The 23,497-nt window shown below is 69.4% G+C and carries 24 protein-coding genes; 12 read left to right on the top strand and 12 right to left on the bottom strand.

Annotated elements, in window-relative coordinates; genetic code table 11:
• Positions 1–49 precede the first annotated feature (49 nt).
• Together KIP79_RS17840 and KIP79_RS17835 are read left to right on the top strand one after the other, a co-directional pair.
• Entirely contained in the window at positions 50–1,429 is a 1,380-nt protein-coding gene (locus KIP79_RS17840; protein WP_250213400.1) for a M1 family metallopeptidase, read from the top strand.
• A gap of 66 nt (positions 1,430–1,495) precedes the next feature.
• A complete protein-coding gene (locus KIP79_RS17835; RefSeq protein WP_214105962.1) occupies positions 1,496–2,287 on the top strand; it encodes a pentapeptide repeat-containing protein in 792 nt (263 codons plus the stop codon).
• On the opposite strand, the gene KIP79_RS17830 is transcribed toward KIP79_RS17835, so the two are convergent.
• Genes KIP79_RS17830 through KIP79_RS17820 form a run of 3 tightly spaced genes read right to left on the bottom strand, consistent with a single transcriptional unit; the run spans position 2,284 to position 4,491 of the window.
• Positions 2,284–3,231, bottom strand: a complete 948-nt coding sequence (locus tag KIP79_RS17830) for an NAD(P)-dependent alcohol dehydrogenase (protein ID WP_214105961.1) — start codon at positions 3,229–3,231, stop codon at positions 2,284–2,286. The genes KIP79_RS17835 and KIP79_RS17830 overlap by 4 nt on opposite strands.
• Positions 3,212–4,156, bottom strand: a complete 945-nt coding sequence (locus KIP79_RS17825) for a permease prefix domain 1-containing protein (protein WP_214105960.1) — start codon at positions 4,154–4,156, stop codon at positions 3,212–3,214. Before KIP79_RS17825 ends, KIP79_RS17830 begins: the two co-directional genes overlap by 20 nt.
• A complete protein-coding gene (locus tag KIP79_RS17820; RefSeq protein WP_214105959.1) occupies positions 4,153–4,491 on the bottom strand; it encodes a PadR family transcriptional regulator in 339 nt (112 codons plus the stop codon). The genes KIP79_RS17825 and KIP79_RS17820 overlap by 4 nt, the downstream gene beginning before the upstream one ends.
• Positions 4,492–4,578: 87 nt before the next feature.
• On the opposite strand from KIP79_RS17820, the gene speB reads away from it, so the two are divergent.
• Complete coding sequence (gene speB, locus KIP79_RS17815) at positions 4,579–5,520, top strand: agmatinase (protein ID WP_214105958.1); 942 nt, start codon at positions 4,579–4,581, stop codon at positions 5,518–5,520.
• Positions 5,521–5,583: 63 nt separating this feature from the next.
• Positions 5,584–7,056 (top strand): ATP-binding protein, encoded by a 1,473-nt coding sequence (locus tag KIP79_RS17810; RefSeq protein ID WP_214105957.1) that lies wholly within the window; start codon positions 5,584–5,586, stop codon positions 7,054–7,056.
• Between the two features lie 3 nt (positions 7,057–7,059).
• Here the strand turns inward: KIP79_RS17810 and KIP79_RS17805 are convergent, their stop codons facing one another.
• Complete coding sequence (locus KIP79_RS17805; protein ID WP_214105956.1) at positions 7,060–7,545, bottom strand: Lrp/AsnC family transcriptional regulator; 486 nt, start codon at positions 7,543–7,545, stop codon at positions 7,060–7,062.
• Between the two features lie 218 nt (positions 7,546–7,763).
• Here KIP79_RS17805 and KIP79_RS17800 point away from each other — a divergent pair, with 218 nt between their 5' ends.
• From KIP79_RS17800 to KIP79_RS17770, 7 genes are all read left to right on the top strand, one after another.
• The gene (locus KIP79_RS17800) at positions 7,764–9,191 is read left to right on the top strand and encodes a gamma-aminobutyraldehyde dehydrogenase (RefSeq protein WP_308169763.1); all 1,428 of its coding nucleotides are present in this window, start codon (positions 7,764–7,766) and stop codon (positions 9,189–9,191) included.
• A gap of 11 nt (positions 9,192–9,202) precedes the next feature.
• Complete coding sequence (locus KIP79_RS17795; protein WP_214105954.1) at positions 9,203–10,294, top strand: ABC transporter ATP-binding protein; 1,092 nt, start codon at positions 9,203–9,205, stop codon at positions 10,292–10,294.
• A 21-nt stretch (positions 10,295–10,315) separates the two neighbouring features.
• On the top strand, positions 10,316–11,515 hold the full coding sequence (locus KIP79_RS17790) for a polyamine ABC transporter substrate-binding protein (RefSeq protein ID WP_214105953.1): 1,200 nt from the start codon (positions 10,316–10,318) through the stop codon (positions 11,513–11,515).
• Between the two features lie 2 nt (positions 11,516–11,517).
• Positions 11,518–12,372, top strand: a complete 855-nt coding sequence (locus KIP79_RS17785) for an ABC transporter permease (RefSeq protein WP_214105952.1) — start codon at positions 11,518–11,520, stop codon at positions 12,370–12,372.
• Positions 12,369–13,154 (top strand): ABC transporter permease, encoded by a 786-nt coding sequence (locus KIP79_RS17780; RefSeq protein WP_214105951.1) that lies wholly within the window; start codon positions 12,369–12,371, stop codon positions 13,152–13,154. Before KIP79_RS17785 ends, KIP79_RS17780 begins: the two co-directional genes overlap by 4 nt.
• A 127-nt stretch (positions 13,155–13,281) precedes the next feature.
• The gene (locus KIP79_RS17775; protein WP_214105950.1) at positions 13,282–14,679 is read left to right on the top strand and encodes an NAD(P)/FAD-dependent oxidoreductase; all 1,398 of its coding nucleotides are present in this window, start codon (positions 13,282–13,284) and stop codon (positions 14,677–14,679) included.
• A 40-nt stretch (positions 14,680–14,719) separates the two neighbouring features.
• A complete protein-coding gene (locus KIP79_RS17770; protein ID WP_214105949.1) occupies positions 14,720–15,628 on the top strand; it encodes an alpha/beta hydrolase in 909 nt (302 codons plus the stop codon).
• Here the strand turns inward: KIP79_RS17770 and KIP79_RS17765 are convergent.
• The 4 genes from KIP79_RS17765 to KIP79_RS17750 are packed head-to-tail and all read right to left on the bottom strand — an operon-like array spanning position 15,579 to position 19,148.
• On the bottom strand, positions 15,579–16,475 hold the full coding sequence (locus KIP79_RS17765; protein WP_214105948.1) for a phosphotriesterase family protein: 897 nt from the start codon (positions 16,473–16,475) through the stop codon (positions 15,579–15,581). The two genes, KIP79_RS17770 and KIP79_RS17765, sit on opposite strands and share 50 nt — an antisense overlap.
• Positions 16,476–16,485: 10 nt before the next feature.
• Positions 16,486–17,133, bottom strand: a complete 648-nt coding sequence (locus KIP79_RS17760; RefSeq protein WP_214105947.1) for a DUF998 domain-containing protein — start codon at positions 17,131–17,133, stop codon at positions 16,486–16,488.
• Positions 17,130–18,323, bottom strand: a complete 1,194-nt coding sequence (locus KIP79_RS17755; protein WP_214106097.1) for a glycosyltransferase — start codon at positions 18,321–18,323, stop codon at positions 17,130–17,132. Before KIP79_RS17755 ends, KIP79_RS17760 begins: the two co-directional genes overlap by 4 nt.
• Before the next feature lie 18 nt (positions 18,324–18,341).
• The gene (locus KIP79_RS17750) at positions 18,342–19,148 is read right to left on the bottom strand and encodes a DMT family transporter (RefSeq protein WP_214105946.1); all 807 of its coding nucleotides are present in this window, start codon (positions 19,146–19,148) and stop codon (positions 18,342–18,344) included.
• A gap of 324 nt (positions 19,149–19,472) precedes the next feature.
• Here KIP79_RS17750 and KIP79_RS17745 point away from each other — a divergent pair, with 324 nt between their 5' ends.
• Positions 19,473–20,825, top strand: coding sequence for a cellulose binding domain-containing protein (locus KIP79_RS17745; RefSeq protein WP_214105945.1), 1,353 nt, complete (start codon positions 19,473–19,475; stop codon positions 20,823–20,825).
• 15 nt (positions 20,826–20,840) lie between these two features.
• Here KIP79_RS17745 and KIP79_RS17740 read toward each other — a convergent pair whose 3' ends face one another.
• The 4 genes from KIP79_RS17740 to leuE form a co-directional block, all read right to left on the bottom strand.
• The gene (locus tag KIP79_RS17740) at positions 20,841–21,575 is read right to left on the bottom strand and encodes an SDR family oxidoreductase (RefSeq protein ID WP_214105944.1); all 735 of its coding nucleotides are present in this window, start codon (positions 21,573–21,575) and stop codon (positions 20,841–20,843) included.
• 172 nt (positions 21,576–21,747) lie between these two features.
• Positions 21,748–21,912 carry a hypothetical protein gene (locus tag KIP79_RS17735; RefSeq protein WP_214105943.1) on the bottom strand — a complete coding sequence of 55 codons (165 nt, stop codon included), beginning with the start codon at positions 21,910–21,912 and terminating at the stop codon, positions 21,748–21,750.
• Between the two features lie 62 nt (positions 21,913–21,974).
• A complete protein-coding gene (locus KIP79_RS17730; protein WP_250213399.1) occupies positions 21,975–22,571 on the bottom strand; it encodes a VC0807 family protein in 597 nt (198 codons plus the stop codon).
• A gap of 219 nt (positions 22,572–22,790) precedes the next feature.
• Entirely contained in the window at positions 22,791–23,447 is a 657-nt protein-coding gene (gene leuE, locus KIP79_RS17725) for a leucine efflux protein LeuE (protein ID WP_214105941.1), read from the bottom strand.
• Between the last annotated feature and the right edge of the window lie 50 nt (positions 23,448–23,497).

Raw genomic sequence — 23,497 nt, 5'->3', positions numbered from 1 at the left:
TGGATAATTTTTCCGGTCGAGGCAACCTTGATCCCAAATAATGGGGCCCATGTCTCGAACCCCCCTCGCGGCGCTGGCCATCGCCGCAGGCCTCACCCTCCTCGCTCCCCCCGCGTACGCCGACAGCTTCACGCCAGGCTCCGCGGGCCTCGGCGACCCGTACTTCCCGCACGCGGGCAACGGCGGCTACGACGTCGCCCACTACGACCTCAGCCTGCGCTTCAACCCGAAGACCGACCTGCTCAAGGCGACCGCGACGATCTCCGCGACCGCCACCAAGAACCTGTCCCGCTTCAACCTCGACTTATCCGGCCTGACCGTACGGAAGATCGCCGTCAACGGGAAGCCGGCCAAGTTCCACCGGAAGGGCCAGGAGCTCACCGTCATCCCCGCCAAGGGCCTGCCCCAGGGCGAGAAGTTCACCGTACGGGTGGCGTACGACGGAAAGCCGGAACCGGTCAACGACCCCGAGCTGGGCGTCACCGGCTGGATCCACACCAAGGACGGCGCCACCGTGGTCTCCGAGCCGGACGGCGCCCGCACCTGGTTCCCCGCCAACGACACCCCGAAGGACAAGGCCACCTTCAGCTTCACGGTCTCCGTACCGGTGGGGCTGACCGTGCTGGCCAACGGCGAGCCGAAGAACGTCGGCATCGTGCCGGTGCGCAACGGCTGGACCTCGTCCAAGTGGGAGATGCGCGAGCCGATGGCCCCCTACCTGGCCATGATCGCCATCGGCAAGTTCAAGGTCAGCGAGAGCGTGGCAAGCGGCGTCACCAACATCACCGCGTACGACCCGGCCCTGGCCAAGCAGTCCCAGCATCTGCACAAGACCACGGCCAAGGCCACCGAGTGGGGCATCAAGCACTTCGGCCCCTACCCGTTCTCCTCCACCGGCGGCATCGCCGACAAGCTGGGCGTCGGGTACGCGCTGGAGACCCAGGGCCGCCCGGTCTACGACGGCGACACCAGCGACGACCTGCTGGTCGTGCACGAGATCGCGCACCAGTGGTTCGGCAACAGCGTCGGCCTGCGCAGCTGGCGGGACATCTGGCTGAACGAGGGCTTCGCCACCTACGCGGAGTGGCTCTACGAGGAGACCCACAACGGCCCGACCGCCCAGCAGACCTTCGCCAGGCTGTACAAGAGCAAGGGCGACTTCTGGCAGCTGAAGACCGGTAACCCCGGCCGGAACGGCATGTTCGACTGGGAGGCCGTCTACGAGCGCGGTGCGATGACCCTGCACGCGTTGCGGAAGAAGATCGGCGACGAGACCTTCTTCGAGCTGCTCCCGGCCTGGGCCGAGAAGTACCGCCACGCCACCGCCACCACGGGCAACTTCATCGACCTGGCCGAGGAGATGTCGGGCCAGGACCTGGACGCGTTCTTCAAGGCGTGGCTCTACACGGCCAAGAAGCCCAAGCTCTAAAACCCACGCGGGCGCAGTCCCGCAGGTGCCCTAGGGTTTGAGGGAGATCGATAGGAGAACTCCCGCGTGCCCGACGACCTGCGCGCCGACTGCGCCCGCTGCTTCGCGCTCTGCTGCGTGGCCCCGGCCTTCGCCCGCTCGGCGGATTTCGCCATCAACAAGCCGGCCGGGCAGCCCTGCCCCAACCTGGGCGCCGGCTTCCGCTGCGGCATCCACACCGAGCTGCGTCCGCGTGGCTTCCCCGGCTGTACGGTCTTCGACTGCTTCGGCGCGGGGCAGCAGGTCGCCCAGGTCACCTACCAGGGCAGGGACTGGCGGCAGGCGCCGAAGACCGGGCCGGAGATGTTCGAGGTGTTCGGGATCATGTACGTCCTGCACCAACTCCTCTGGTACCTGGCCGAGGCCCGGACGGCGGAGGCCGCCGGGGAGCTCCACCCCCGCCTCGCGGAGGCGCAGGCGGAACTGGAACGGCACACCCGCGCCAAGCCGGGCGAGTTGCGGAAACTGGATCTGCTGACCCTGCGCGACCGGGTGGGCGACCTGTTGCTCCAGACCAGTGAGCTGGTCAGGAAGGACGGGCCGGACCACCGCCGGGCCGATCTGGTGGGCGCCTCGCTCAGGCGGGCCGACCTGCGGGGCGCCAATCTGCGTGGTGCGCTGCTCATCGGCGCGGATCTCCGCTCGGCCGATCTCCGCACCGCCGATGTCATCGGGGCCGATTTCCGGGGCGCCGACCTGCGGGGCGCCGATCTCACGGGCGCTCTTTTCCTGGTCCAGTCACAGCTGGAGGCGGCCAAGGGCGACGCGACGACCAGGATTCCGTCCGCGGTGGCGTACCCCGCGCACTGGGGTGTCTAGGGCACGGTCAGCACGATCTTGCCGCGTGCGTGGCGGCCGACGGCCTGGGCGGTGTCGGCGAGCGGATAGGTGGCTTCGATCACCGGGGTGAGGGCGCCGGTCGCGACCAGGTCGCCCAGCTGGGCGAGGACGTCGAGGTCGCGCTTGCTGACCAGCGAGGTGAGTTTCTGGCTCACGAACGGAGAGATGAGCGCGACGGCGAGCAGGCGGGGGATGGGGCCGAGCAGTCGTCCGCCGGTGCCGTTGGAGCAGACCAGGACGCCCTTCGGGGTGAGCATGCGCCGGAACGCGGACAGCGAGTGGTTGCCGGCCAGATCCACGATGACGTCGAAAGGTCCGGTGACGCTCTCGCGGGTGTGGTCGACGACGTGGTCGGCCCCGAGGGAGCGGACCAGGTCCACGGTGGCGGGTCCGCAGGCGCCCGTCACCGTCGCGCCCATCGACTTGGCCAGCTGCACGGCGAAGGTGCCGACCCCGCCGGCGGCGCCGTTGATCAGTACCGTCCGGCCAGGAGCCGCCTTGCCCAGTCGCAACGCCTGCAGGGCGGTGGTGGCCGCCACTGGCAGGGTGGCGGCCTGCGCGAAGCTCACTTCGGCGGGTTTCCTGGCCAGGTGGGCGGCGGGGGCGACGGCGTACTCGGCGAAGCCGCGCTGGTTCACCTCGCCGAACACCTCGTCTCCTGGCCGCAGGGTGGTCACGTTCGCGCCCACCGCGTCCACGGTTCCGGCGATGTCGCGGCCCGGGATGGGGTGCTTCGGGCGGCGCAGGCCGAACGCCAGGCGGATGAGGCCGGGGATGCCGCGGATCGCCGCGCGGTCGCCGAAGTTGATGGACGTGGCGTGCACCCGGACCCGGACCTCGTCCGGGCCGACCGGGGGCTGGTCGACGTCGGCGTAGCGCAGGACCTCGGGCGGGCCGTACCGGTCATAGACGATGGCTTTCACCGTGGCTTCCTTTCAGTGATGTGGTGACGGTGTGCAGGAGGGTGACGACGGAGAGGGCGATGAGGCCGGTGGTGATCCACTCGGGGGTCTGCGCTGGCCAGCCGGCCGCCGCCACGAAGGCCGGGTTGAGCACGCGGTCGTTGGCGGCCAGCCAGATCAGGGTGATCGCGGTGGCGATCTCGACCAGCGCGCCCGTGATGGCCAGGGGGAGGCTCCACCGGGTGTAGTACCGGGCGAAGGTGACGCCGAGGGTGGCCAGCACCAGGGCGAGGAACAGGTAGAGCACGCCCGACTCCCACAGCCAGGGGGAGAGGGGGCCGATGGGGTTTCCGGCCGTGTCCCGCTCGGGGCTGACCACAGGGGAGATCAGGATGAGGGTGGAGAAGAGCACGGTGAGCACGGTCCCGCTGATCAGCTCGCCGTACCTGGCCTTGCGGCTCGGGGGTTCCGGGAGCGCGTCCGGAGTCCATTTCCGGGTACGGCGGAGCGCGGGCGCCCGCTCGATGGCCGCGAAGAGCAGCGTCGTCCAGCAGACGAGGTGCACCCCCGCGGTGAAGGCGGATTTCAGCGCGTCGCCGACGACCTCGGGCACGGGGTCGCCCTGGAGGGTCCGCACCAGGGCGATGATCGCGGCCACCGCCGGGACGACCGTCGCCAGCAGTGCGGTCAGCAGGCGGACGTAGTCCAGGTAGAGGGCAGGGCCGATCAGTTGGAGCGGCCGGTCGGCGTAGCCGGCGGCCAGCCGGGCCGGGTCGCCCAGCTCGGTGAGCACCGCGACCTCGGCCTCGGCCGGGTCGTCCCCGGCGGCCAGCCGGTCGTCGACGGCGTCCGCGATCGAGGCGCGCAGCTCCCGTTCGATGTCGGGGCGCTGCCGCTCGGGCAGGCGGCGCAGGGCCGCCGCGACATAGCGGTCGGTGAGGGTCATGACTCGCCCTTCAGGGTGCGGAATGCGGCGTCCAGCTCGGCCCAGTCGCGACCCAGGAACTCGGCGAAGGCGGCGCCGCGCTCGCTGGTCCGGTAGAACTTCCGCGGCCGGGACTCGTCGGTGTTCCAGTCGCTGGTCAGCAGGCCCTGCTTCTCCAGGCGGCGGAGCAGGGGGTAGAGGGTGTTGGCGTCCACGGCGAAGCCGCGGCGCTCGAGCAGGTCGAGCAGCGCGTATCCGTAGTTCGCCTCTTGCAGGACGAGCAGGCAGGCGAGCACCACGGTTCCCCGCCGGAGTTCCTGCAGGTGCGTGGCGAGCAGCTCATCGTCCTCATGCATAGTGACACGATATTGTGTGGCACACAATATTGGCAAGCGATGGGTGGCACCTGCCATCCTGACGGGAAACCGACGAAGGGAGACGCCATGAGCGAGCCGCGGGGACCCGTCGACTCCTCCCGGGTGCCGCGCTACGCCGGGCCGGCCACTTTCGCGCGGCTACCGAGGCTGGATGAGGTCGGGCGGGCGGACGTGGCCGTGGTGGGGGTGCCCTTCGACAGCGGTGTGTCCTACCGGCCGGGGGCGCGGTTCGGGCCGGCGGCGGTGCGGGAGGCCAGCCGGTTGCTCCGGCCGTACCATCCGGCGCTCGGGGTGGCGCCGTTCGAACTGGCCCAGGTGGCCGACGCGGGCGACATCGCCTGCAATCCCTTCGACATCGGGGAGGCCGTGGAGACCGTGCAGCACGCGGCGTCCGCGCTGATGGCGGGCGGAACCCGGCTGGTGACCATCGGCGGCGACCACACCATCGCGCTCCCGCTGCTGCGCGCCGCCGCCCGCGAGCACGGCCCGGTCGCGCTCCTGCACTTCGACGCGCACCTGGACACCTGGGACACCTACTTCGGCGCCGAGTACACCCACGGCACCCCGTTCCGCCGCGCGGTCGAGGAGGGCCTGCTCGACACCTCGGCCCTCACCCACATCGGCACCCGCGGCCCCCTCTACAGCAGCCGCGACCTCGACGAGGACCACCGCCTCGGCTTCGGCGTCATCACCAGCGCCGACGTCATGCGCCGCGGCGTCGACGAGATCGCCGACGCCCTCCGCGACCGTGTCGGCGACCGCCCCCTCTACGTCAGCGTCGACATCGACGTCCTGGACCCCGCCCACGCCCCCGGCACCGGCACCCCGGAAGCCGGCGGCCTGACCACCCGCGAACTCCTCGAACTCCTCCGCGCCCTCCCCCCGTCCCACCTCATCGGCGCCGACGTCGTCGAGGTCGCCCCCGCCTACGACCACGCCGAGATAACCTCCATCGCGGCCTCCCATATCGCCTACGACCTGGTCACCCTCCTCGCCGTGGCGAAGTGATCGACATGGCATCTTGCTCATAGTGATAAAGTCTTAATCATAGCTTTGTCAGGGGGCATGGACATGGACCAGAACGAGCTGGCCGAGGTCGTCGAGCTGGCGCGAGCCTGTAATTCCGATATGTCCGACGTAGAGATCAAGGCGGCAGCCGGTGGTCTTCCCAAGAGCGTCCGGGAGACGATCTCGGCGTTCAGCAACGGCCACGGCGGAACTCTCATCCTGGGCCTTGACGAGACCGCTGGGTTCCGCCCCGCACCGGGCTTTGATCCCAAGCGTATTCAGGAGAGCCTCGCCGCGGTTTGCGCGGATGAGATGGAACCGCCCGTGCGTGCCGTCGTCCAGATTATGGGTTTCGAGGGTGGCACGCTGGTCGTCACAGACGTTCCGGAACTGGATCCGCGCTTCAAGCCCTGTTATGTCAGAGCACGAGGCGAGTATGGAGGTTCCTTCATCCGCGGCGGGGACGGTGATCGTCGGCTCACGGATTTCGAGATCCATCTGTTGCACACCAACCGCGGACAGCCACGGGATGATCTGGCTCCGGTCCCCGGGGCGACGGTGGACGACCTCGACTCTTCTGAACTGGCCTTCCTGCTCAGGCGGGTACGCCAGCGTCAGCCTCGTTCATTCGCCGGCCTGGATGATCTGACTGCGTTGCGGCGGCTGAACATCCTCGACGGAGCGGAGCCGGTGGTGCCGACACTGGCGGGCATGCTCATCTTTGGCCGCTACCCGCAGCACTGGTTCCCCCAGCTCAACGTCACGCTGGTGGTGTACCCCGGGGTGAATTCCGGCGACATACCGCCGGGCGCGCCGCGATTCCTGGACAACCGCGCCTTCGATGGGCCAATCCCCTACATCGTCGAGGACGCCCTCGCCGGCGTGGTCCGCAACATGGCCATCCGAGGTTATGTCGAGGGCGTGGGCCGGAGGGACGTTTACGACTACCCCGTGGAGGCGCTACGGGAGGCGTTGGTCAATGCCCTCGTGCACCGGGACTACTCGCCCTATTCGCACGGCTCGCCGGTACAGATCACCATGTACGCAGACCGGGTGACGATCGCCAACCCGGGCGGACTCTACGGCGCGGTGACCGAGGACGATCTGGGGCGGGAAGGGGTCACCTCGTCGCGGAACCCGGCGCTTATCAAGATCCTCCAGGATGCCCGGCTGCCAGACTCCGATCGTACGGTCTGTGAGAACCGGGGGAGTGGCATCCCCGCGATGGTCCGCGAACTACGGCAGATCCACGCACTGCCGCCGGAGTTCCGCAGCCGTATCTCCCGGTTCACAGTGACCTTGCGCAAGGCCCCTGACATGCCCGCCACGGGCGAGCGGCGGGGCTATACCGCGGGCGACATCGTGCTGGCTGCCATCCCACCGGGCCGGTCGGTGAGCAGACAGGAGATCCAGGACGCCAGCGGCCTCTCGCAAGTCACGGTGGTGAGGCAGTTGAACCGGCTGATAGAGGCAGGACTGGTGGCGGCCACCGCGTCGCCTCGGTCGCCGCATCGCCGGTACCGGCTGGCGCCGTAGGGGTTAGTGGGTGCCCCAGGAGTAGGTTTGCTTGTGGAGTTTGAGGTAGACGAAGGTTTCTGTGGCGCGGACTGCGGGGATCGCGCGGATTTTGCCAAGGATTTCCAGGAGATGGCTGTCGCCTTCGCAGACGACCTCGACCATGATGTCCACTGACCCGGCGGTGAGGACGACGTAGTCGATCTCCTCGATGGCGGAGAGTTCGTCGGCCACGGCCTCCAGGTCGCCCTCGCACTTGATGCCGATCATCGCCTGGCGGGGGAAGCCGAGGGTGAGGGGGTCGGTGACGGCGACGATCTGCATGACGCCGGAGTCGAGCAGGCGCTGGACGCGCTGGCGTACGGCGGCCTCGGACAGGCCCACCGCCTTGCCGATCGCCGCGTACGGCTTGCGCCCATCCGTCTGGAGCTGTTCGACGATCTGCTTGGAGATGTCGTCCAGGATTACCGGCCCATTCCTGGTCGTACGTACCTTTGGAGGTGTGGTCATCCCCGTGACGTCCCCTTCGCGAACCCGTACCCGACTCGTGTTTCCGACATGTTGCGTCCTTGGTGCGACATGCTGTCAGTTCCGCCGCTCATGTCAAGCGATTCCGTAGCAATTTGATATCTTCACCACGAAATCCCTTGTCGCTGTCTGATATGTCTGTCAGTGTCACGACAACTCAGGTCGCGACAAGCTCCAGCCACCTCATTAGGAGGTCAACGGTGACCACCCGACTGCAGAACTTCATTGACGGGAAGTTCGTCGACGCCCGGAGCGGACGCTTCTCCGACGTGATCGATCCCAGCACCGGTGAGGTCTACGCCCAGGCACCGATCTCCGGCCAGGAGGACGTCGACGCCGCCTACGCCGCCGCTACCGCGGCCTTCGAGACCTGGGGTCAGACCACGCCGGGTGAGCGGGCCAACCTGCTCCTGAAGATAGCCGATGCCATCGACGCCCGGGCAGCCGAGATCAACGAAGCGGAGTGCCGGAACACCGGCAAGCCGGGCCCGCGCATGGCGGAGGACGAGACGCCGATCGCGGCCGACCACTTCCGGTTCTTCGCGGGGGCCGCCCGCACGCTGGCGGGGCCGACGGCGGGTGAGTTCCTGGGCGAGCACACCTCGGTCATCCGGCACGAGCCGATCGGCGTCATCGGCCAGGTCACCCCGTGGAACTACCCGATGATGATGGCGGTCTGGAAGATCGCCCCGGCGCTGGCCGCGGGCAACACCGTGGTGCTCAAGCCGTCCGACACCACCCCGGCCTCCACCATCAAGCTGGCCGAGATCATCGGCGACGTGCTGCCCGCCGGGGTGTTCAACGTGGTCACCGGCGACCGGGAGACCGGCGCCCTGGTGGTGGGCCACCCGTCCGCCTCGATGGTGGCGATCACCGGTTCGGTGGGGGCCGGCATGTCGGTGGCCAAGACCGCCGCCGACGACCTCAAGCGGGTGCACCTGGAGCTGGGCGGCAAGGCCCCGGTCGTGGTGTTCGAGGACATCAAGGACATCAAGGCCGCCGCCGAGGCGATCGCCGCCGCCGGGCTCTACAACGCCGGGCAGGACTGCACCGCCGCCTGCCGGGTGCTGGTGCACGAGAGCATCCACGGCGAGTTCGCCGCCGCGCTGACCGAGGCCGCCAAGGCCACCGTCACCGGCACCGGCGACGACGCCTTCTACGGGCCGCTCAACAACGCGAACCAGCTGGCCAGGGTGGCCGGTTTCCTGGACCGCAGGCCCGACCACGCCAAGGTGCTCACCGGTGGCCACCGGCTCGGTGACCAGGGCTACTTCTTCGCCCCCACCGTGGTGGACGGCCTCCAGCAGGACGACGAGATGGTGCAGAACGAGGTCTTCGGCCCGGTCATCACCATCCAGACCTTCACCGACGAGGCCGACGCCCTGGCCAAGGCCAACGGCGTCAAGTACGGCCTGTCGGGCTCGGTGTGGACCTCCGACCACGGCCGGGCGATGCGCATGTCCAAGCGGCTCGACTTCGGCGTCGTCTGGGTCAACACGCACATCCCGTTCGTGTCCGAGATGCCGCACGGCGGCTTCAAGCACTCCGGGTACGGCAAGGACCTGTCGGTCTTCGGCCTCCACGACTACACGAGGGTCAAGCATGTCATGCATTACATCGGTGAATAGCGAGAGGTGATATGTCCGAGGCAATACCCGCTATCGAGCTTGACGGCGTCGTCAAGGAGTACCTCTCGCATGGCGAGACCGTACAGGCCGTGAAGGGTGTCAGCCTGGCGATCGGGGAGGGAGAGTTCTTCTCCCTCCTCGGCCCGTCCGGGTGCGGCAAGACCACCACCATGCGCATGGTCGCGGGCTTCGAGGAGCCCACCAAGGGGGTCGTCCGCCTGCACGGCCAGGACGTCACCGACGTGCCGCCGAACAAGCGCGACGTGAACATGGTGTTCCAGTCCTACGCGCTCTTCCCGCACATGAGCGTCTGGGAGAACGTCGCGTTCGGACTCCGCCGCCGCAGGGTGCCGGACGCGGAGGTCAAGCAGCGGGTGGGCGAGATCCTGGAGATCGTCGACCTGACCGGCCGGGAGAAGCGCCGCCCGCGCGAGATGTCCGGCGGCCAGCAGCAGCGGGTCGCGCTGGCCCGGGCTCTGGTCAACCGGCCCCGCGCGCTGCTGCTCGACGAGCCGCTCGGCGCGCTGGACCTCAAGCTCCGGCAGGCCATGCAGATCGAGCTGAAGCGCATCCAGCGCGAGGTCGGGATCACCTTCGTCTACGTGACCCACGACCAGAGCGAGGCGCTCACCATGAGCGACCGCATCGCGGTGATGAACGACGGCCTGGTGGAGCAGCTGGCCACGCCGCGCGAGATCTACGAGAAACCGGCGTCCAAGTTCGTGGCCGGCTTCATCGGCACCTCCAACCTGCTCACCGGAACCGTGGCCTCGGTCGAGGGCGCCGGCGCGGTGGTGCGGCTCGGCGCCGAGGACCGCATCCTGGTGTCCGGTCCGTCGACGGCGGGGGAGACCGTCGACCTGACCGTGCGCCCGGAGAAGATCACGATCTCCACCGAGCAGCCGGAGGGCGACCTCAGCGTGGTACGGGGCACCGTCAACGAGGTCGTATACCTGGGTACCTACAACAGCTACGCGGTCGGCCTGGCCGACGGCGCGGAGATCATGGTTTTCCAGCAGAACGCCAACGACAGTAGCGTCACCGCCGAGCGCGGCGACACGGTCTGGCTGTCCTGGCAGCCACAGCACTCCTACGCGCTCTAGTCCCCTCCCCCGGAGTCCCCCATGAACAACCCTCTTCTGCGTGGTCTGACGCAGTCCCGATACTCCCGCCGGGACGCCCTGCGGGTGGCCGGCTTCTCCGCCGCCGGGCTGGCCCTGGCGGCCTGTGGCGTGCAGGGCCAGAAGGCCGAGGCGCCCAAGGCCAGCGAGGTCGCCGACTTCTGGTCCACCCAGCAGAAGCACGGCAAGGTCGTCTTCGCCAACTGGCCCGAGTACATGCCGCCCGAGCAGGGCCCGCTGAAGCAGTTCCAGCAGGCCACCGGCATCTCCTACGAGTACAAGGAAGTCATCCAGGAGAACGCCGACTTCTTCGGCAAGTCCGAGCCGCAGCTGCGGGCCGGCCAGCCGCTCGGTTACGACATCATCGTGATGACCAACGGCCTCCAGCTGGCCAAGATGATCCAGCTGGGCTACCTCGTCGCGCTGGACCACAAGCAGCTGCCCAACTTCGCCGCCAACGCGGGGGCCAAGTACAAGAACCCGTCCTACGACCCGAACAACCAGTTCACCATCCCGTACCAGGCGGGCGTGACGGGCATCGCGTACAACACCAAGTACGTCGACGAGAAGATCACCAGCATCCAGTCGCTGTTCGACAAGAAGTACGAGGGCAAGGTCGGCATGATGGCCGACGCCCAGGAGATCGCCAACTTCGCGATGTTCGCGGTCGGCGTGGACCCCGACACCTCCACCCAGGCCGAGTGGGAGAAGGCCGCCGCCAAGCTCAAGGAGCAGCGCGAGAGCGGCGTGGTCCGCAAGTACTACGACCAGTCCTACATCGATGCGGTGGCCAAGGGCGACATCTGGCTCTCCCAGGCCTGGTCGGGCGACGTGTTCCAGCGGCAGCTGGCCGGCGAGCCGGTCGACTTCGTGGTGCCCGCCGAGGGCGGCACCATCTGGATCGACAACATGGCCATCCCCAAGGGCGCGGCCAACCCGGTGGACGCGCTGATGCTGATGGACTTCCTGTACAAGCCGGAGGTCGCCGCCGAGCTGACGGAGTACGTCCAGTTCGTCACCCCGGTGCCCGCCGTGCAGCAGATCCTGGCCGCCAAGGGTGACAAGGACTCCAAGGCGCTGGCCGAGAGCCCGCTGATCTTCCCGTCCGCCGAGGACTACGCCAAGCTGCGCAGCTACAAGACGCTGACCGCAGCCGAGGAGACGGTCTTCAACGGCATCTTCCAGTCGATCACGCAGGGCTGAGCATGAAGCGCAGCAGGGCGCCGTACTGGCTGGCGCTGCCCGGCTGGCTCTGGCTGGCCATCTTCCTGGTGGTGCCGATCGCGGCGATGGCCTCGGTCTCGCTGACCACCGGCAACCTCATCGACGGCTTCGCGCAGACGCTCAGCGTGTCCAACTACTCCGACGCGATCGCCAAGTACAGCACCCAGCTGGTCCGCTCGCTGGTGTACGGCGGGGTGGCCACGCTGCTGATGCTGATCCTGGGCTATCCGGTGGCGTACTGGATCGCCTTCAAGGGCGGGCACCGCAAGTCGATGTTCCTGTTCCTGCTGTTGCTGCCGTTCTTCGTGTCGTTCGTGCTGCGGACCATCTCCTGGGGGTTCCTGCTGGCCGACGACGGCATCCTGTTCGGCACGCTGAAGGGCTGGGGGCTGCTGCCCGAGGACTTCCACGTGCTGGCCACCACGGTGGCGGTGATCGGCGGACTGGTCTACAACTTCCTGCCGTTCATGATCCTGCCCATCTACGTGGCGCTGGAGCGGGTGGACCCGCGGGTCATCGAGGCCGCCTACGACCTGTACGCCTCCCGGTTCGACGCGTTCCGCCGGGTGGTGCTGCCGCTGTCGCTGCCGGGGGTGTTCGCCGGGGTGCTGATGACCTTCGTACCGGCTTCCGCCGACCCGGTGAACGCGGCGGTGCTCGGCGGCACGGGGAACACGATGATCGGCAACATCATCCAGACCGAGTACCTGGTGAACAGCAACTACCCGACCGCCTCGGCGCTGTCGTTCACGCTGATGGCGGTGCTGCTGGTGGGCATCTTCATCTACGCGCGGGCGCTGGGCACGGAGAACGTCATGGAGGCGGCGGCGCGATGAGGACCCGGTTCGGCGACCGCCTGCTCTACCTCTACACCTGGCTGATCATCCTCTGGCTGGCCTCGCCCATCGCCGTGATGATCATGTTCGGCTTCAACGACAAGAAGAGCAAGTCGAACACGTCCTGGCAGGGGTTCACCCTCAAGTGGTACCAGCAGCTGTTCGAGATCGACGGGCTCACCGAGGCCCTGATCAACTCGATCGTGATCGCGGTGGCCAGCACGATTCTGGCCACCGTGCTGGGCACGCTGCTCGGCCTGGCCGTGGGCCGCTACCGGTTCCGGGGCAAGGGGTTCACCAACTTCCTGATCTTCGCCGCCATCTCCACCCCCGAGCTGGTGATGGGCGCCTCGCTGCTGTCCCTGTTCGTGTCGGCCAACGCGCCGCGCGGGCATCTGACGATCATCGTGGCGCACACGCTCTTCTCGCTGGCCTTCGTGGTGGTGACGGTGCGGGCCCGGGTGGTGGTGCTGGATCCGTCGCTGGAGGAGGCCGCCCGCGACCTCGGGGCGAGCACCTGGGACACCTTCCGGCTGGTCACCCTGCCGTCGATCATGCCGGGCGTGGCGGCGGGCGCGATGCTGGCCTTCGCGCTGTCCATCGACGACTACGTGGTGACCAGTTTCGTCAACGGCTCCACCCAGACCTTCCCGCTCTGGATCATCGGGTCGGTCAAGGTGGGCATTCCCGCGCAGGTGAACGTGATGGGGACGCTGATCTTCGCGCTGGGCGCGCTGGTCGCGATCGCCAATTCGGTGTCAGCCAGGCGACGGGCCAGATAGCTCGCTGTCAGCCCCCCTCCCGGGTTCGGGAGGGGGGTTTTCCGGATTCTTGAGAGAGGTGAGATCGGCACAAACCCGGGGGGACCCCGTACAAATCTCGATATCTTCGTAAGGGAAGTGAAAATGTATGGATCCGCTGAAGGCGCTCGCGGATGCGGAGCGTAAGCCGTACTGGCTGCATGAGGATCCTTTCGAGCCGGAGCCGCTGCCGCGGATCTTCGGCCATACCCAGGCCGATCTCGCCATCGTGGGCGGCGGCTTCTCCGGACTCTGGACGGCCCTGCTGGCCAAGGAGCGCGACCCCGGCCGGGACGTGGTGCTGCTGGAAGGGCAGCGCGTGGGCTGGGCGGCCAGCGGGCGCAACGGCGGGTTCTGCCACGCCAGCCTGACCCACGGGCTCGGCAACGGCCTGGAACGCTGGCCGTACGAGATCGCCGAGCTGCACCGGCTGGGCGTGGAGAACTTCAACGAGATCGAGCAGACCATCGAGCGCTACGGCATCGACTGCTCCTTCGAGCGCACCGGCGAGCTGAACGTGGCCACCGAGGAGTGGCAGCTGGACGGCATGCGCGAGGCGCACACCATCGGCCGCGAGCTGGGCGCCGACATCCAGTACCTGGACCGCGACCAGGTCCAGGCCGAGGTCCACTCGCCCACCTACATCGCCGGAGTCTGGGAGCGCGGCGACTGCGCCATGATCGACCCGGCCCGGCTGGCCTGGGGGCTGCGCCAGGCCTGCCTGTCCCTCGGGGTGCGCATCTACGAGCACTCCCCGATCCGCCAGATCACCAGGGACGGCCCGGCTTTGCGGCTGACCGCCCGCTACGGCACGGTCCGCGCCGCCAGGGTGGCCCTGGGCACCGGCGCGTTCTCCCCGCTGCTGCGGCGGCTGCGCCACTACCTGGCCCCCGTCTACGACTACGCCCTGATGACCGAGCCGCTCACCCCCGCCCAGCTGGACTCCATCGGCTGGCGGAACCGGCAGGGCATCGGCGACTCGGCCAACCAGTTCCACTACTACCGGCTGACCGACGACAACAGCATCCTGTGGGGCGGCTACGACGCCGTCTACTACAACGGCGGGCGGGTGCGCGTGCACTACGACCAGCGCGACACCACCTTCCACACCCTGGCCGAGCACTTCTACGAGACCTTCCCCCAGCTGGAGGAGGTGCGCTTCTCCCACAAGTGGGGCGGCGTCATCGACACCTGCAGCCGCTTCTCCGCCTTCTTCGGCACCGGGTACGGCTCCCGCCTGGCGTACGCGGTGGGCTACACCGGGCTCGGGGTGGCCGCCACCAGGTTCGGCGCCAACGTGATGCTGGACCTGCTGGACGGCCGGGTCACCGAGCGCACCCGGCTCCGCATGGTCCGGGAGAAGCCGGTGCCGTTCCCGCCGGAACCCGTCAGGTCCGGGGTCATCCAGCTCACCCGCTGGTCGCTGGCCCGGGCCGACGCCAACGGCGGGCGGCGGAACCTGTGGTTGCGCACCCTGGACCGCGTCGGGCTCGGATTCGACTCCTAGGGCGCAGACGTGGATTTCTAATGCAGAGACACTGGGGGGCATGAGAGTCGAGTTCAACGCGGGCACGATCCCCTTGGTCGGCGAGCTGCGGGTCCCGGACGGTCCGGGCCCGCACCCCGCCCTGGTCTTCACCGGCCCATTCACCGGCGTGAAAGAGCAGGTCACCGGCCTGTACGCGGAACGCCTGACCGCCCACGGCTACCTCACCCTGGCCTTCGACCACCGCAACTTCGGCGAGTCGGGCGGGGAGCCGCGCCGGCACGAGGACCCGCAGGGCAAACTGGACGACCTGCGGGCCGCCGTGGGCTTCCTGCGCACCCGCCCCGAGGTGGACGCCGAGCGCATCGGCGCGGTGGGCATCTGCCTGGGCGGCGGGTACGCGCTGAAGTTCGCCGCCTTCGACCCCCGGGTGAAGGTCTTCGTGGGCATCGCGGGCGCCTACAACTCCCCGTACACGATGCGCGAGGGCTTCGGCGCGGACGGCTACGCGGGCGCGCTGGCCGACTTCGGCGAGGTGCTGGCCCGCCAGGACCTGACCGGCACGGTCGACTACCAGCCCGCCGTGGGCGAGGGCGGCGCGATGTCCGGCGACGAGCCCTTCGCCTACTACGGCACCGAACGCGGCGCCACCCCGACCTGGGTCAACGAGGTGACCACCGCGTCGGTGCGCGAGCTCATCACCATGGACAACCTGATGGGCGCCGACTTCCTCTCCCCGAAACCGGCGCTGCTGGTGCACGGGGTGGTGGACGCCTACTGTTCCCCCGAGGGCGCGCACGCCGTGCACGCCCGTCTGGACGAGCCGAAACGCCTGGTCTGGCTGGACGCCAAGCTGCACATCGACCTGTACGACACCGAGCCGTACCTCACCCAGGCGGTGGACGCGACCGTGGACTTCCTCAGCGCGTACCTGGCACCGCGAGCCAGCGCAGCGGGTTCTCCCGGGTGATCAGCCGGAGCGTGGCCGGATCCACGCCCGCCCGGGTGAGCGCGGGCAGCACCCGGTGGAACAGCCGGGCGTAGCCGTCGCCGCCGTACCCGGCCAGCTCGCGCTGGCGGCCGACCCCGCTGCTCAGCAGCGTGCGGGCGGCGTGCCCGGCCTCCAGCAGGGCGAGCACGTCGTCGGCGGCGGTGACGCTCACGTAGCAGCCGGATTCGGCGATCTTGCGCTGTACCAGCTGGTCGCCGGTCCGCACGCTCACCCTGGCCGCGGGCACCCCGCTGGTCAGCAGCGTCTCCAGCAGGCTCAGCCCGCCGGGGCCGTGGGCGGCCAGCGGCAGCCCGGTGCGGATCGCGGCGCGGGCCGCCGCCACGGTGGCCCGCTCCTCGGCGGTGGTGGGGGTCTCCTGCCAGGCGGCGGCCACGATCAGGCCGGGGCGGGAGCTGGTCCCGTCCAGACCGGCGCCGATCTCGTGGAGCAGGTCGCCGGTGAGGTCGTCCACCCCGAACCGGCGGATCAGGTCCCCGGCGAAGGGCTCGGCGGCGTAGCCGGTGGCGGCCACCACGGCCACCCGGCTGCCGGCCGACACGCGGGCCAGCGCCGCGGCGTCCCTGGCCGCGCCCAGGCCGGTGTGGTCCACCACCAGGGTGAGCTCGTGCTCCCGGCCCTGCCTCTTCAGCTCGGCGGTGACGTAGCTCTCCTCGTCCAGCCAGCGCCCGGGGTCGGAGTCCACGCCGATCCCCCAGCGGGTGTCGGTGCGCAGGTGCTCGTGTGGCAGGATCTGCCCGTCGATCACAGCGGCGGGCAGGGCGCCCGTTACGGTCTGGATGCGGGGGTCGTTGAGTCCAGCGGACATGGATAGGACATTAACCAACACTTCTCGCGAAATGGGCCTGATCCGGTAGTTCTTTACTTGTTGTCGGGCGTTCCAGGGCGTTCGTCCCGCCCATCACAATCAGCAGCGCGATCTCCGCCACCACCAGCGCCCGTTCCAGCAGCCCGTAGAACGCCGGTCCGCCGAGCAGCTCGGCCACCGGCGAGCCGGGGTGGCTGAGCAGGAACGACGCCAGGATCATGACGCTGGCCAGGCTGAGCGCCCGGACCAGGGGGAGCGGGCGGCGGGACTGCCTGGCCAGGATCCAGCCGGCGCCGGGGATGGCGGTGAAGACCAGCGCGGTGGACCAGCGGTGGATCTCGCCGGACAGCGAGCTCACGTCCGGGGCGGGGTCGGTCGGGAACAGGGCCGACAGCACCAGACCCGCCGAGGCCACCAGCAGCAGCACCCGGGCCGCCGCCGACCTGATCGGGTCCCACTGGGCCAGCGTGTACGCGGCGGCGCAGGACCCGGCGGCCAGCGCCAGCATGCCCAGCAGGAACAGCGCCCCCGTGCGGTCCCCCAGCGCGTAGTCGCTGAGCAGCCCGCTCAGCGGGTCCACCACCCCGGGGAAGGCCAGGTGGAGCACTCCCATCACGGCCAGCGCCAGGCCGGGCCCCACCATCGCCAGTCGCCTCATACGCGTGCCACCTCCGTGTAGATCTCCTCGAACCGGGCCAGCGAACGTTCGTGGTCGTGCTGTGCGGCCAGCGCCAGGCTGGCCCGCCCCAGCCGGGCCCGCAGTTCCTCCGAGGCCAGCACGGTCACCAGATGCCGGGCCAGCTCGTGCACGTCCCCCGGCTGGTACAGGAAGCCGTTGCCGTCGATCAGGTGCGGCAGCGCCATCGCGTCCGCCGCGACCACCGGGAGCCCGCTGGCCATCGCCTCCAGCGTGGCGATGCTCTGCAACTCGGCCACCCCGGGCATGGCGAACACGTCGGCGGTCGAGTAGACCTGCGGCAGGTCCGCGTCCGGCACGAAGCCGAGGAAGCGCACCCGCTCGCCCACCCCGATGCGCGCGGCCAGCCGCTCCAGCGCCTCCCGGCGGTTGCCCGCGCCGACCAGCACCACCTGCGCGTCCACCTCGTTGACCACCAGCGGCAGTGCGCGGACCAGCTCCTCCAGGCGCTTCTCCTCGTCCAGCCGGCCGACGAACAGGATGGTCGGGCGGTCCGGCACGCCGAACCGCCGCCGGGCCCACTGCCGGGGCTGCGGCTGGAAGCGGCGCAGGTCGATGCCGCAGGAGACCGCCTCCACCTTGCGGCGGAACCCCTTCTCGGTGAGCAGCCCGGCGGCGATCGGGGTGGGGGTGGTGATGTGGTCGGCGCGGGCGAACACCCGGCTGAAGTCCCGCCAGGCCAGGTTCCCCACCCCGGTGCGCAGCCGTCCGGGGATGTGCGCGAACTGGAAGAGGTTGTCCGGCATGAAGTGGTTGGTGGCCACCACCGGCACCCGGTCCCTGGCCGCCGCCACCGCCGCCCGGCCCACCACGAAGTGGCCCTGGGTGTGCACCACGTCCGGCCCGATGCGCTCGATCAGCCGGGAGACCGTGCGGGTCAGCCCGGCCGGGACGGTCACCCGCATGGTCGGGTGCACCATCAGCCGGGCCGAGCGCAGCCGGTGCAGCCGCACCCCGTCCACCGTCTCGGTGCGCGGCGGGCCGTCGTCGGAGGCGCAGACCACGTGTACCTCAGCACCGCGCGCCGCCAGTCCCGTGGCCAGCCGGTAGGTGAAGTACGCGGCGCCGTTCACGTCGGGCGGGTAGGTGTCGGTGGCGATGAGGATCCGCCTCGGCCGTACGGCGAGCGCTTCGGCCTGCGGGGCGGGCATGGTCATATCGGGCTCCGATCAGGGGGATTTCAGGGGAGTGGTGCGGGCCAGGGCGACCGTGCCGGCCCCGGCCAGCGTGGCGGCGGCGAGCGCGGCCAGGCCGTTGGACGGCAGGGGTTCGTCGAGGAGCAGGGCGCCGAAGGTGACCGCGGTCAGCGGGTCGCTCACCTGGAGGGCCGCGAACGCCACCCCGAAGTGCCCCACCGCGTACGCCCGCTGGAGCAGCATCAGCGCCACCAGGGCGGGCAGCGGGATCGCGGCGATCAGCCAGAGGTCCCAGCGGGCGCCCTCCACCAGGACCCGGACCAGGGTGGCGGTGGCGCCGTACATCACCCCGGCGCCGACCGCCAGCAGCGCGGTCCTGGCCGCGGGGGCGGCGCGGGCGGCCAGACCCCAGCAGAGCAGCGCGGCCAGCGCGGCCGAGGCCAGGAGGAAGGCTCCGGCGGGGCCGCTCAGGTGGGGCGGCTCGGTGGCCTTGGGGACCATCAGCACCAGGGCGATCAATCCGGCGCTCACCGCGCAGGCGGCGGCCAGCTCGCCCCTGGCCGGGCGGCGGCCGTGCAGCGCGGCGGCGATCGGCAGCGCGAAGAGCAGGCTGGCCACGCCCATCGGTTGCACCACGGTGAGCGGGCCCAGGCTCAGCGCGAAGATGTGCAGACCGGCGCCGACGGTGATGGCGGCCCCGCCGAGCAGCCAGCGCGGGCGGCGTAGCAGCACCCGCAGGCTGGACTCGTTACCGGTGGCCGCCTCGAACTGCTGAAACGCCGCGCCGAGCGCGAAGAACATCGATCCCACCAGCGCCACGGCCGCCGCCAGCACAGTCATGCGACTCCCCTCTCATCCGCATGAAGCCATGGCGTGATGGCCGGAAGCCCTCATTCGGGCATCCGGCCAGGAAACGGGAGATTTCCGCTGCCTCGCCCCGGCTTGGCGGCTACTCGAAGCCTTCCGTTCCGCAACCCCGTGAGCCATCGGGGATCACCCTGAGATCGAGCTGGATTCCCCGAGTAGGCCTCTCGGGGCCGCTCTGAAACGTGCAGGTCGAACGGGGAATCCTGGCAGGTCAGGGCCGGGTGCGGGGGGTGCGGCCTTGACCGGTGGGGCGGCCGGGAGAACGGTGGGGCCGGTTACGGCTTCCCGGGAGGGGACATGCTCCGTCGTAAATGGAATCGGCTGGGTGCCCTGGTGGTGTTCTGCCTGGCGGTTCTGCTCTGGCAACAACCGGTGCACGCGCTGCCGGATCCCGTCAATCCCGTCACCGGCAACGGGACCTGGTTCGACGCGCTCGGCTCGCCGTACGGTGGGTGCGGGCTGCCGCAGGGGCAGCTGGACTCGCCGCACTTCGTGGCGTTGAACGTGTACAACACGCCCGGCGACTACAACTTCTACCCGCGACCGCTGACCGGGGCCAACCTCGCCAAGGCCGGCATGTGGAACAACGGGCTCAACTGCGGGCGGTACGTGCAGGTGACCGTGTCCGACTACTGCACCGGGATCAACGACGGGGCACCCGGGCAGGCGTTCTGCCGGAACGGGTCGTGGGTGACCGACGCCTACAACGGGGCCACGCTCACCATGATCGTGGCCGACAGCTGCGGGGACCCCAACGGGTGGTGCCGGGATGATCCGTACCATCTGGATCTGGCCAAGGCGTCGCTGAACCAGTTCGTCAAGAACGGGGCGCCGGTGGGGGACATGGAGCCCGCCCACTGGAACAACCGGCGGCTGACCTGGAAGTTCGTGCCCGCGCCCAGCTACAGCGGGGACATCAGGATCGGGTTCCTGCAGGGGGCGCAGGTCTGGTGGCCGGCCATCGCGGTGTCGCACCTGGCCAACGGGATCCACGGGGTGGAGTACTTCGCCAACGGGAGCTGGCAGACCGCGCAGATGAACGGCGACATGGGGCAGTCGTACGTCATCGGCGGGACGACGACCGGGGGATCGCAGTTCCAGATCCGGGTGCGGGACGCGTCCGACCAACTGATCAACAACGGGCGGGTCTACAGCTTCAGCCTGCCCACGTCCTGCGGGTCCAACTGCGGGCCGGCCTACACGCCGGTCACCTACACGACGAACGGGCCTTCCCCGTCGCCGTCTCCCTCGCCGTCTCCGTCTCCCTCGCCGTCTCCGTCTCCCTCGCCGTCTCCGTCTCCCTCGCCTTCACCGTCTCCGTCTCCTTCGCCCAGCCCGTCGCCCAGTGCGGTGGCGCGGTGTTCGGTGACCTATGAGGTCGCCAGTTCCTGGCAGGGGGCGTTCAACGCGAATGTGACCGTGCGGAACACGGGCACCACGGCGTGGAACAACTGGGGCGTGCGGTGGACGGCGCCGGCCGGGGTCACGCTCACCAGCGCCTGGAACGCGGTGATCACGACGAGCGGGAGCACCTGGACGATCAGGGGTCCGTCCTGGCAGACCAACCTGGCCGCCGGGGCGACGGCGACCTTCGGGTTCCAGGCCGGCGGGTCGTCCACGCCGGGGCCGTCCGCCATCACCTGTCTCTGAGGAGACTCGACGTCATCAGGTCATCGTCTTGCCGCCGTTGACGGCAAGACGCTGGCCGGTGACGTACCGGCTGCCGTCGGAGGCGAGGAAGGCGATCACGTCGGCGATGTCGGCCGGGGTGCCCATGTGGTCGAGCGCGACGCCCCCCAGGTAGGCGGCGTAGTCCGCCTCGGTGTTGGCGGCGTGGCGCTCGACCGGGATCCAGCCCGGTTCCACGGTGTTGACGGTGATCCCGTACGGGCCGAGGGCTCGGGCCCAGCTCCGGGTCAGCCCATGCATCGCCGCCTTCGCCGCAACGTAATGCGACATATCGGGATTGCCGAGGTCGGTCACCTCGCTGCCCACGTTGATGACGCGCCCGCGTCCGGCCGCCTTCATGGCGGGCAGCACGGCCTGAAGGATCAGCAACGGCGCCTTGACGAAGAAGCGCAGATGGTGGAGGTGGTCCTCCCAGGTCAGCTGGTCCACCTCGATCAGCGGCTGCGGCCCGGTGGCGTTGTTCACCACCACTGCGACCGGCCCGATCTCGGCCAGCGCCGCGCGCACCGCCGTCTCGTCGGTGACGTCGAACCGGTGGACGGTGACCGCGCCCCCGCGGGCCCGGATGCGTTCGGCCACCGCGGTGGCCCCGGCCGTGTCGTGCGCGTAGTTGAGCGCCACGTGCCAGCCGTCCGCGGCCAGCCGCTCGGCGATGTGCGCGCCGAGGCCGCGGGAGGCGCCGGTGACGAGTGCGGTGCCGGGGGAGTCCATGGCCAGATCGTACGACATATGCCCAGGCCCGGATGGTTAGCGCCGGGTTGCCACGTCTCGCGCGATGACGGGCAACCCGAGGCCGGCGGGCTCCCTGCCTGGGCGGATCCGGAGTGGATCCGTGGCGCCGGTTACCCCGGCGCCGTGCCCGCGTTACCCAAAGTAGGGCCGATCAGCTCCCCTGCCGCCGGTGTGGCATCGAGTCGCGCGAGCCGGGCTCGCGGGAGGCGGGTTTGCTGTTCGGGTGGCCGGGCATTTCCTCCTGCCGGCGCTGCGGCTGAGGCTGGTTCTCCGGCGTGCCGGTCTGGCGCGGGTTCTTCTTCGACTTAGGACTCATGCCGTGAACATTGCCGCTAAACAAAGCGGACAAACTGACATGAATTACGCCAAATGCGACCTTTACTTCGCTGGGGCCTCGGCGTGCAGGCGGTTCAGCACCCGGCGGAACGCCCAAATCGAGGCGCCGAAGGCCACGCCGGTGATGACCGCCACCACCGCGGTGCGAACCAGCAGGTACGAATTGATCGACTGATGCAACAGCAACCAGATGCTGACCGTTGAGTTAGCCAGCAGCACGAACGCCCAGAGCAGCGTGATCCGGGCGAAGAACTGACGCATCCGCCGGTGCCGGAGCACCACGGCGGGCAGGTGGATGTAATCCAGGGTCAGCCGTTGCACCAGCGGGGCGCGCAACCCCACCGAGGCCAGGAAGACCATGCTCAGCAGGATGGTGCCGAGCTCGGGCTGGATGAAGTACGCCACCGGACTGCCGGTCCAGAACCCGATGACGGTCCGCAGGGTGATGGCGATGGCGGCCAGCAGCATGGTGCCCGGCACCCGCTGGCGCCGGAACAGCCGCCAGCCCACTCCGACGTAGGCCCAGGTCAGGGTGGCGATCAGGGCGCCGGTGAAACCGAGCAGGGTGAGTGCCGTGTAGAAGACGGCGAGTGGGGCGACAACACCTTCGAGCAGCTTGGGCACTGCTTGCCTGATCATGGCAGTAAGCCGTGGCAGGGCAATAGGAGAGTGCGTCATGGAGCTCCTTCGGCGCGGCGGCGAACCGACGCTAAGGCTTCAGTCGCCTGCCCGAGGAGGTATGCCGAAACGCGTGGGCAGTGCGTGGCTGACGAGTAACCGTACCCGACCCTTAGGGGGATCCGAGCCTTTCCCCTAGGGGACAAGCCTGGAGTTACAGGGTTCTTACCCCGTGAAACGTCAGCCCAGGCTCGCCGTGGCGAGTTTCGCACCAAATCCGACAAAAAGCGCACCGACTCCGGTGGTCAGGCCCGCGGACAGCGCGCGGCGGCGCTGGAACTGGCCGGCCAGGAAGGTGCCGCTGAAGATGAGCGCCGACAGGTAGAGCACGCTGAAGACCTGCAGGATCGCGCCCAGGATGAGGAAGGAGATGGCCGGCGCGCCGTACGCCGGGTTCACGAACTGGATGAAGAAGGAGACGAAGAAGAGGATCGCCTTGGGGTTGAGCAGGCTGATGGTCAGCGCCTTCTGGAACGGCCTGCCGGCGGTCTCCAGCGCGGCTTCCCCGGCCTCCGCCGCGTTCTCCCTGCGGGTGCGCCAGGCCCGCCAGGCGCCCCGGACCATGGCGATGCCGATCCAGGCCAGGTATCCGGCCCCCGCGTACTTGACGATGGCGAAGAGCAGCGGGTTGGACTTGAGCAGCGAGGCCACCCCGGCGGCGGTGGCCACCATCAGCACGCTGTCGCCCACGAAGACCCCGGCCGCCGCGCGGTAACCCTGGCGCACGCCCCGCTGGGCGGCGGTGGAGAGCACATAGAGCGAGTTGGGCCCGGGGAGCAGCACGATCAGGAACGCACCGATGACGTAGGTCCAGATGTCGGTGATGCCGTAGAACATGGTGCACTCTCCTGATTCGCTGCGAGGGTCACGATATCCCGTCATCTGCC

The organism is Acrocarpospora catenulata (genome assembly GCF_018476525.1).
GTDB lineage: Bacteria > Actinomycetota > Actinomycetes > Streptosporangiales > Streptosporangiaceae > Acrocarpospora > Acrocarpospora catenulata.
This window is presented reverse-complemented; position numbering and strand designations above follow the sequence as displayed.

Excerpts from the sequence above, each read along its gene's own strand:
- KIP79_RS17840 (WP_250213400.1), top strand. The coding sequence starts at position 50 with ATGTCTCGAACCCCCCTCGCGGCGCTGGCCATCGCCGCAGGCCTCACC.
- KIP79_RS17825 (WP_214105960.1), bottom strand. The coding sequence starts at position 4,156 with ATGACCCTCACCGACCGCTATGTCGCGGCGGCCCTGCGCCGCCTGCCC.
- KIP79_RS17820 (WP_214105959.1), bottom strand. The coding sequence starts at position 4,491 with ATGCATGAGGACGATGAGCTGCTCGCCACGCACCTGCAGGAACTCCGG.
- speB (WP_214105958.1), top strand. The coding sequence starts at position 4,579 with ATGAGCGAGCCGCGGGGACCCGTCGACTCCTCCCGGGTGCCGCGCTAC.
- KIP79_RS17810 (WP_214105957.1), top strand. The coding sequence starts at position 5,584 with ATGGACCAGAACGAGCTGGCCGAGGTCGTCGAGCTGGCGCGAGCCTGT.
- KIP79_RS17805 (WP_214105956.1), bottom strand. The coding sequence starts at position 7,545 with ATGACCACACCTCCAAAGGTACGTACGACCAGGAATGGGCCGGTAATC.
- KIP79_RS17795 (WP_214105954.1), top strand. The coding sequence starts at position 9,203 with ATGTCCGAGGCAATACCCGCTATCGAGCTTGACGGCGTCGTCAAGGAG.
- KIP79_RS17790 (WP_214105953.1), top strand. The coding sequence starts at position 10,316 with ATGAACAACCCTCTTCTGCGTGGTCTGACGCAGTCCCGATACTCCCGC.
- KIP79_RS17785 (WP_214105952.1), top strand. The coding sequence starts at position 11,518 with ATGAAGCGCAGCAGGGCGCCGTACTGGCTGGCGCTGCCCGGCTGGCTC.
- KIP79_RS17780 (WP_214105951.1), top strand. The coding sequence starts at position 12,369 with ATGAGGACCCGGTTCGGCGACCGCCTGCTCTACCTCTACACCTGGCTG.
- KIP79_RS17775 (WP_214105950.1), top strand. The coding sequence starts at position 13,282 with ATGGATCCGCTGAAGGCGCTCGCGGATGCGGAGCGTAAGCCGTACTGG.
- KIP79_RS17770 (WP_214105949.1), top strand. The coding sequence starts at position 14,720 with ATGAGAGTCGAGTTCAACGCGGGCACGATCCCCTTGGTCGGCGAGCTG.
- KIP79_RS17765 (WP_214105948.1), bottom strand. The coding sequence starts at position 16,475 with ATGTCCGCTGGACTCAACGACCCCCGCATCCAGACCGTAACGGGCGCC.
- KIP79_RS17760 (WP_214105947.1), bottom strand. The coding sequence starts at position 17,133 with ATGAGGCGACTGGCGATGGTGGGGCCCGGCCTGGCGCTGGCCGTGATG.
- KIP79_RS17755 (WP_214106097.1), bottom strand. The coding sequence starts at position 18,323 with ATGCCCGCCCCGCAGGCCGAAGCGCTCGCCGTACGGCCGAGGCGGATC.
- KIP79_RS17750 (WP_214105946.1), bottom strand. The coding sequence starts at position 19,148 with ATGACTGTGCTGGCGGCGGCCGTGGCGCTGGTGGGATCGATGTTCTTC.
- KIP79_RS17745 (WP_214105945.1), top strand. The coding sequence starts at position 19,473 with ATGCTCCGTCGTAAATGGAATCGGCTGGGTGCCCTGGTGGTGTTCTGC.
- KIP79_RS17740 (WP_214105944.1), bottom strand. The coding sequence starts at position 21,575 with ATGGACTCCCCCGGCACCGCACTCGTCACCGGCGCCTCCCGCGGCCTC.
- KIP79_RS17735 (WP_214105943.1), bottom strand. The coding sequence starts at position 21,912 with ATGAGTCCTAAGTCGAAGAAGAACCCGCGCCAGACCGGCACGCCGGAG.
- KIP79_RS17730 (WP_250213399.1), bottom strand. The coding sequence starts at position 22,571 with ATGATCAGGCAAGCAGTGCCCAAGCTGCTCGAAGGTGTTGTCGCCCCA.
- leuE (WP_214105941.1), bottom strand. The coding sequence starts at position 23,447 with ATGTTCTACGGCATCACCGACATCTGGACCTACGTCATCGGTGCGTTC.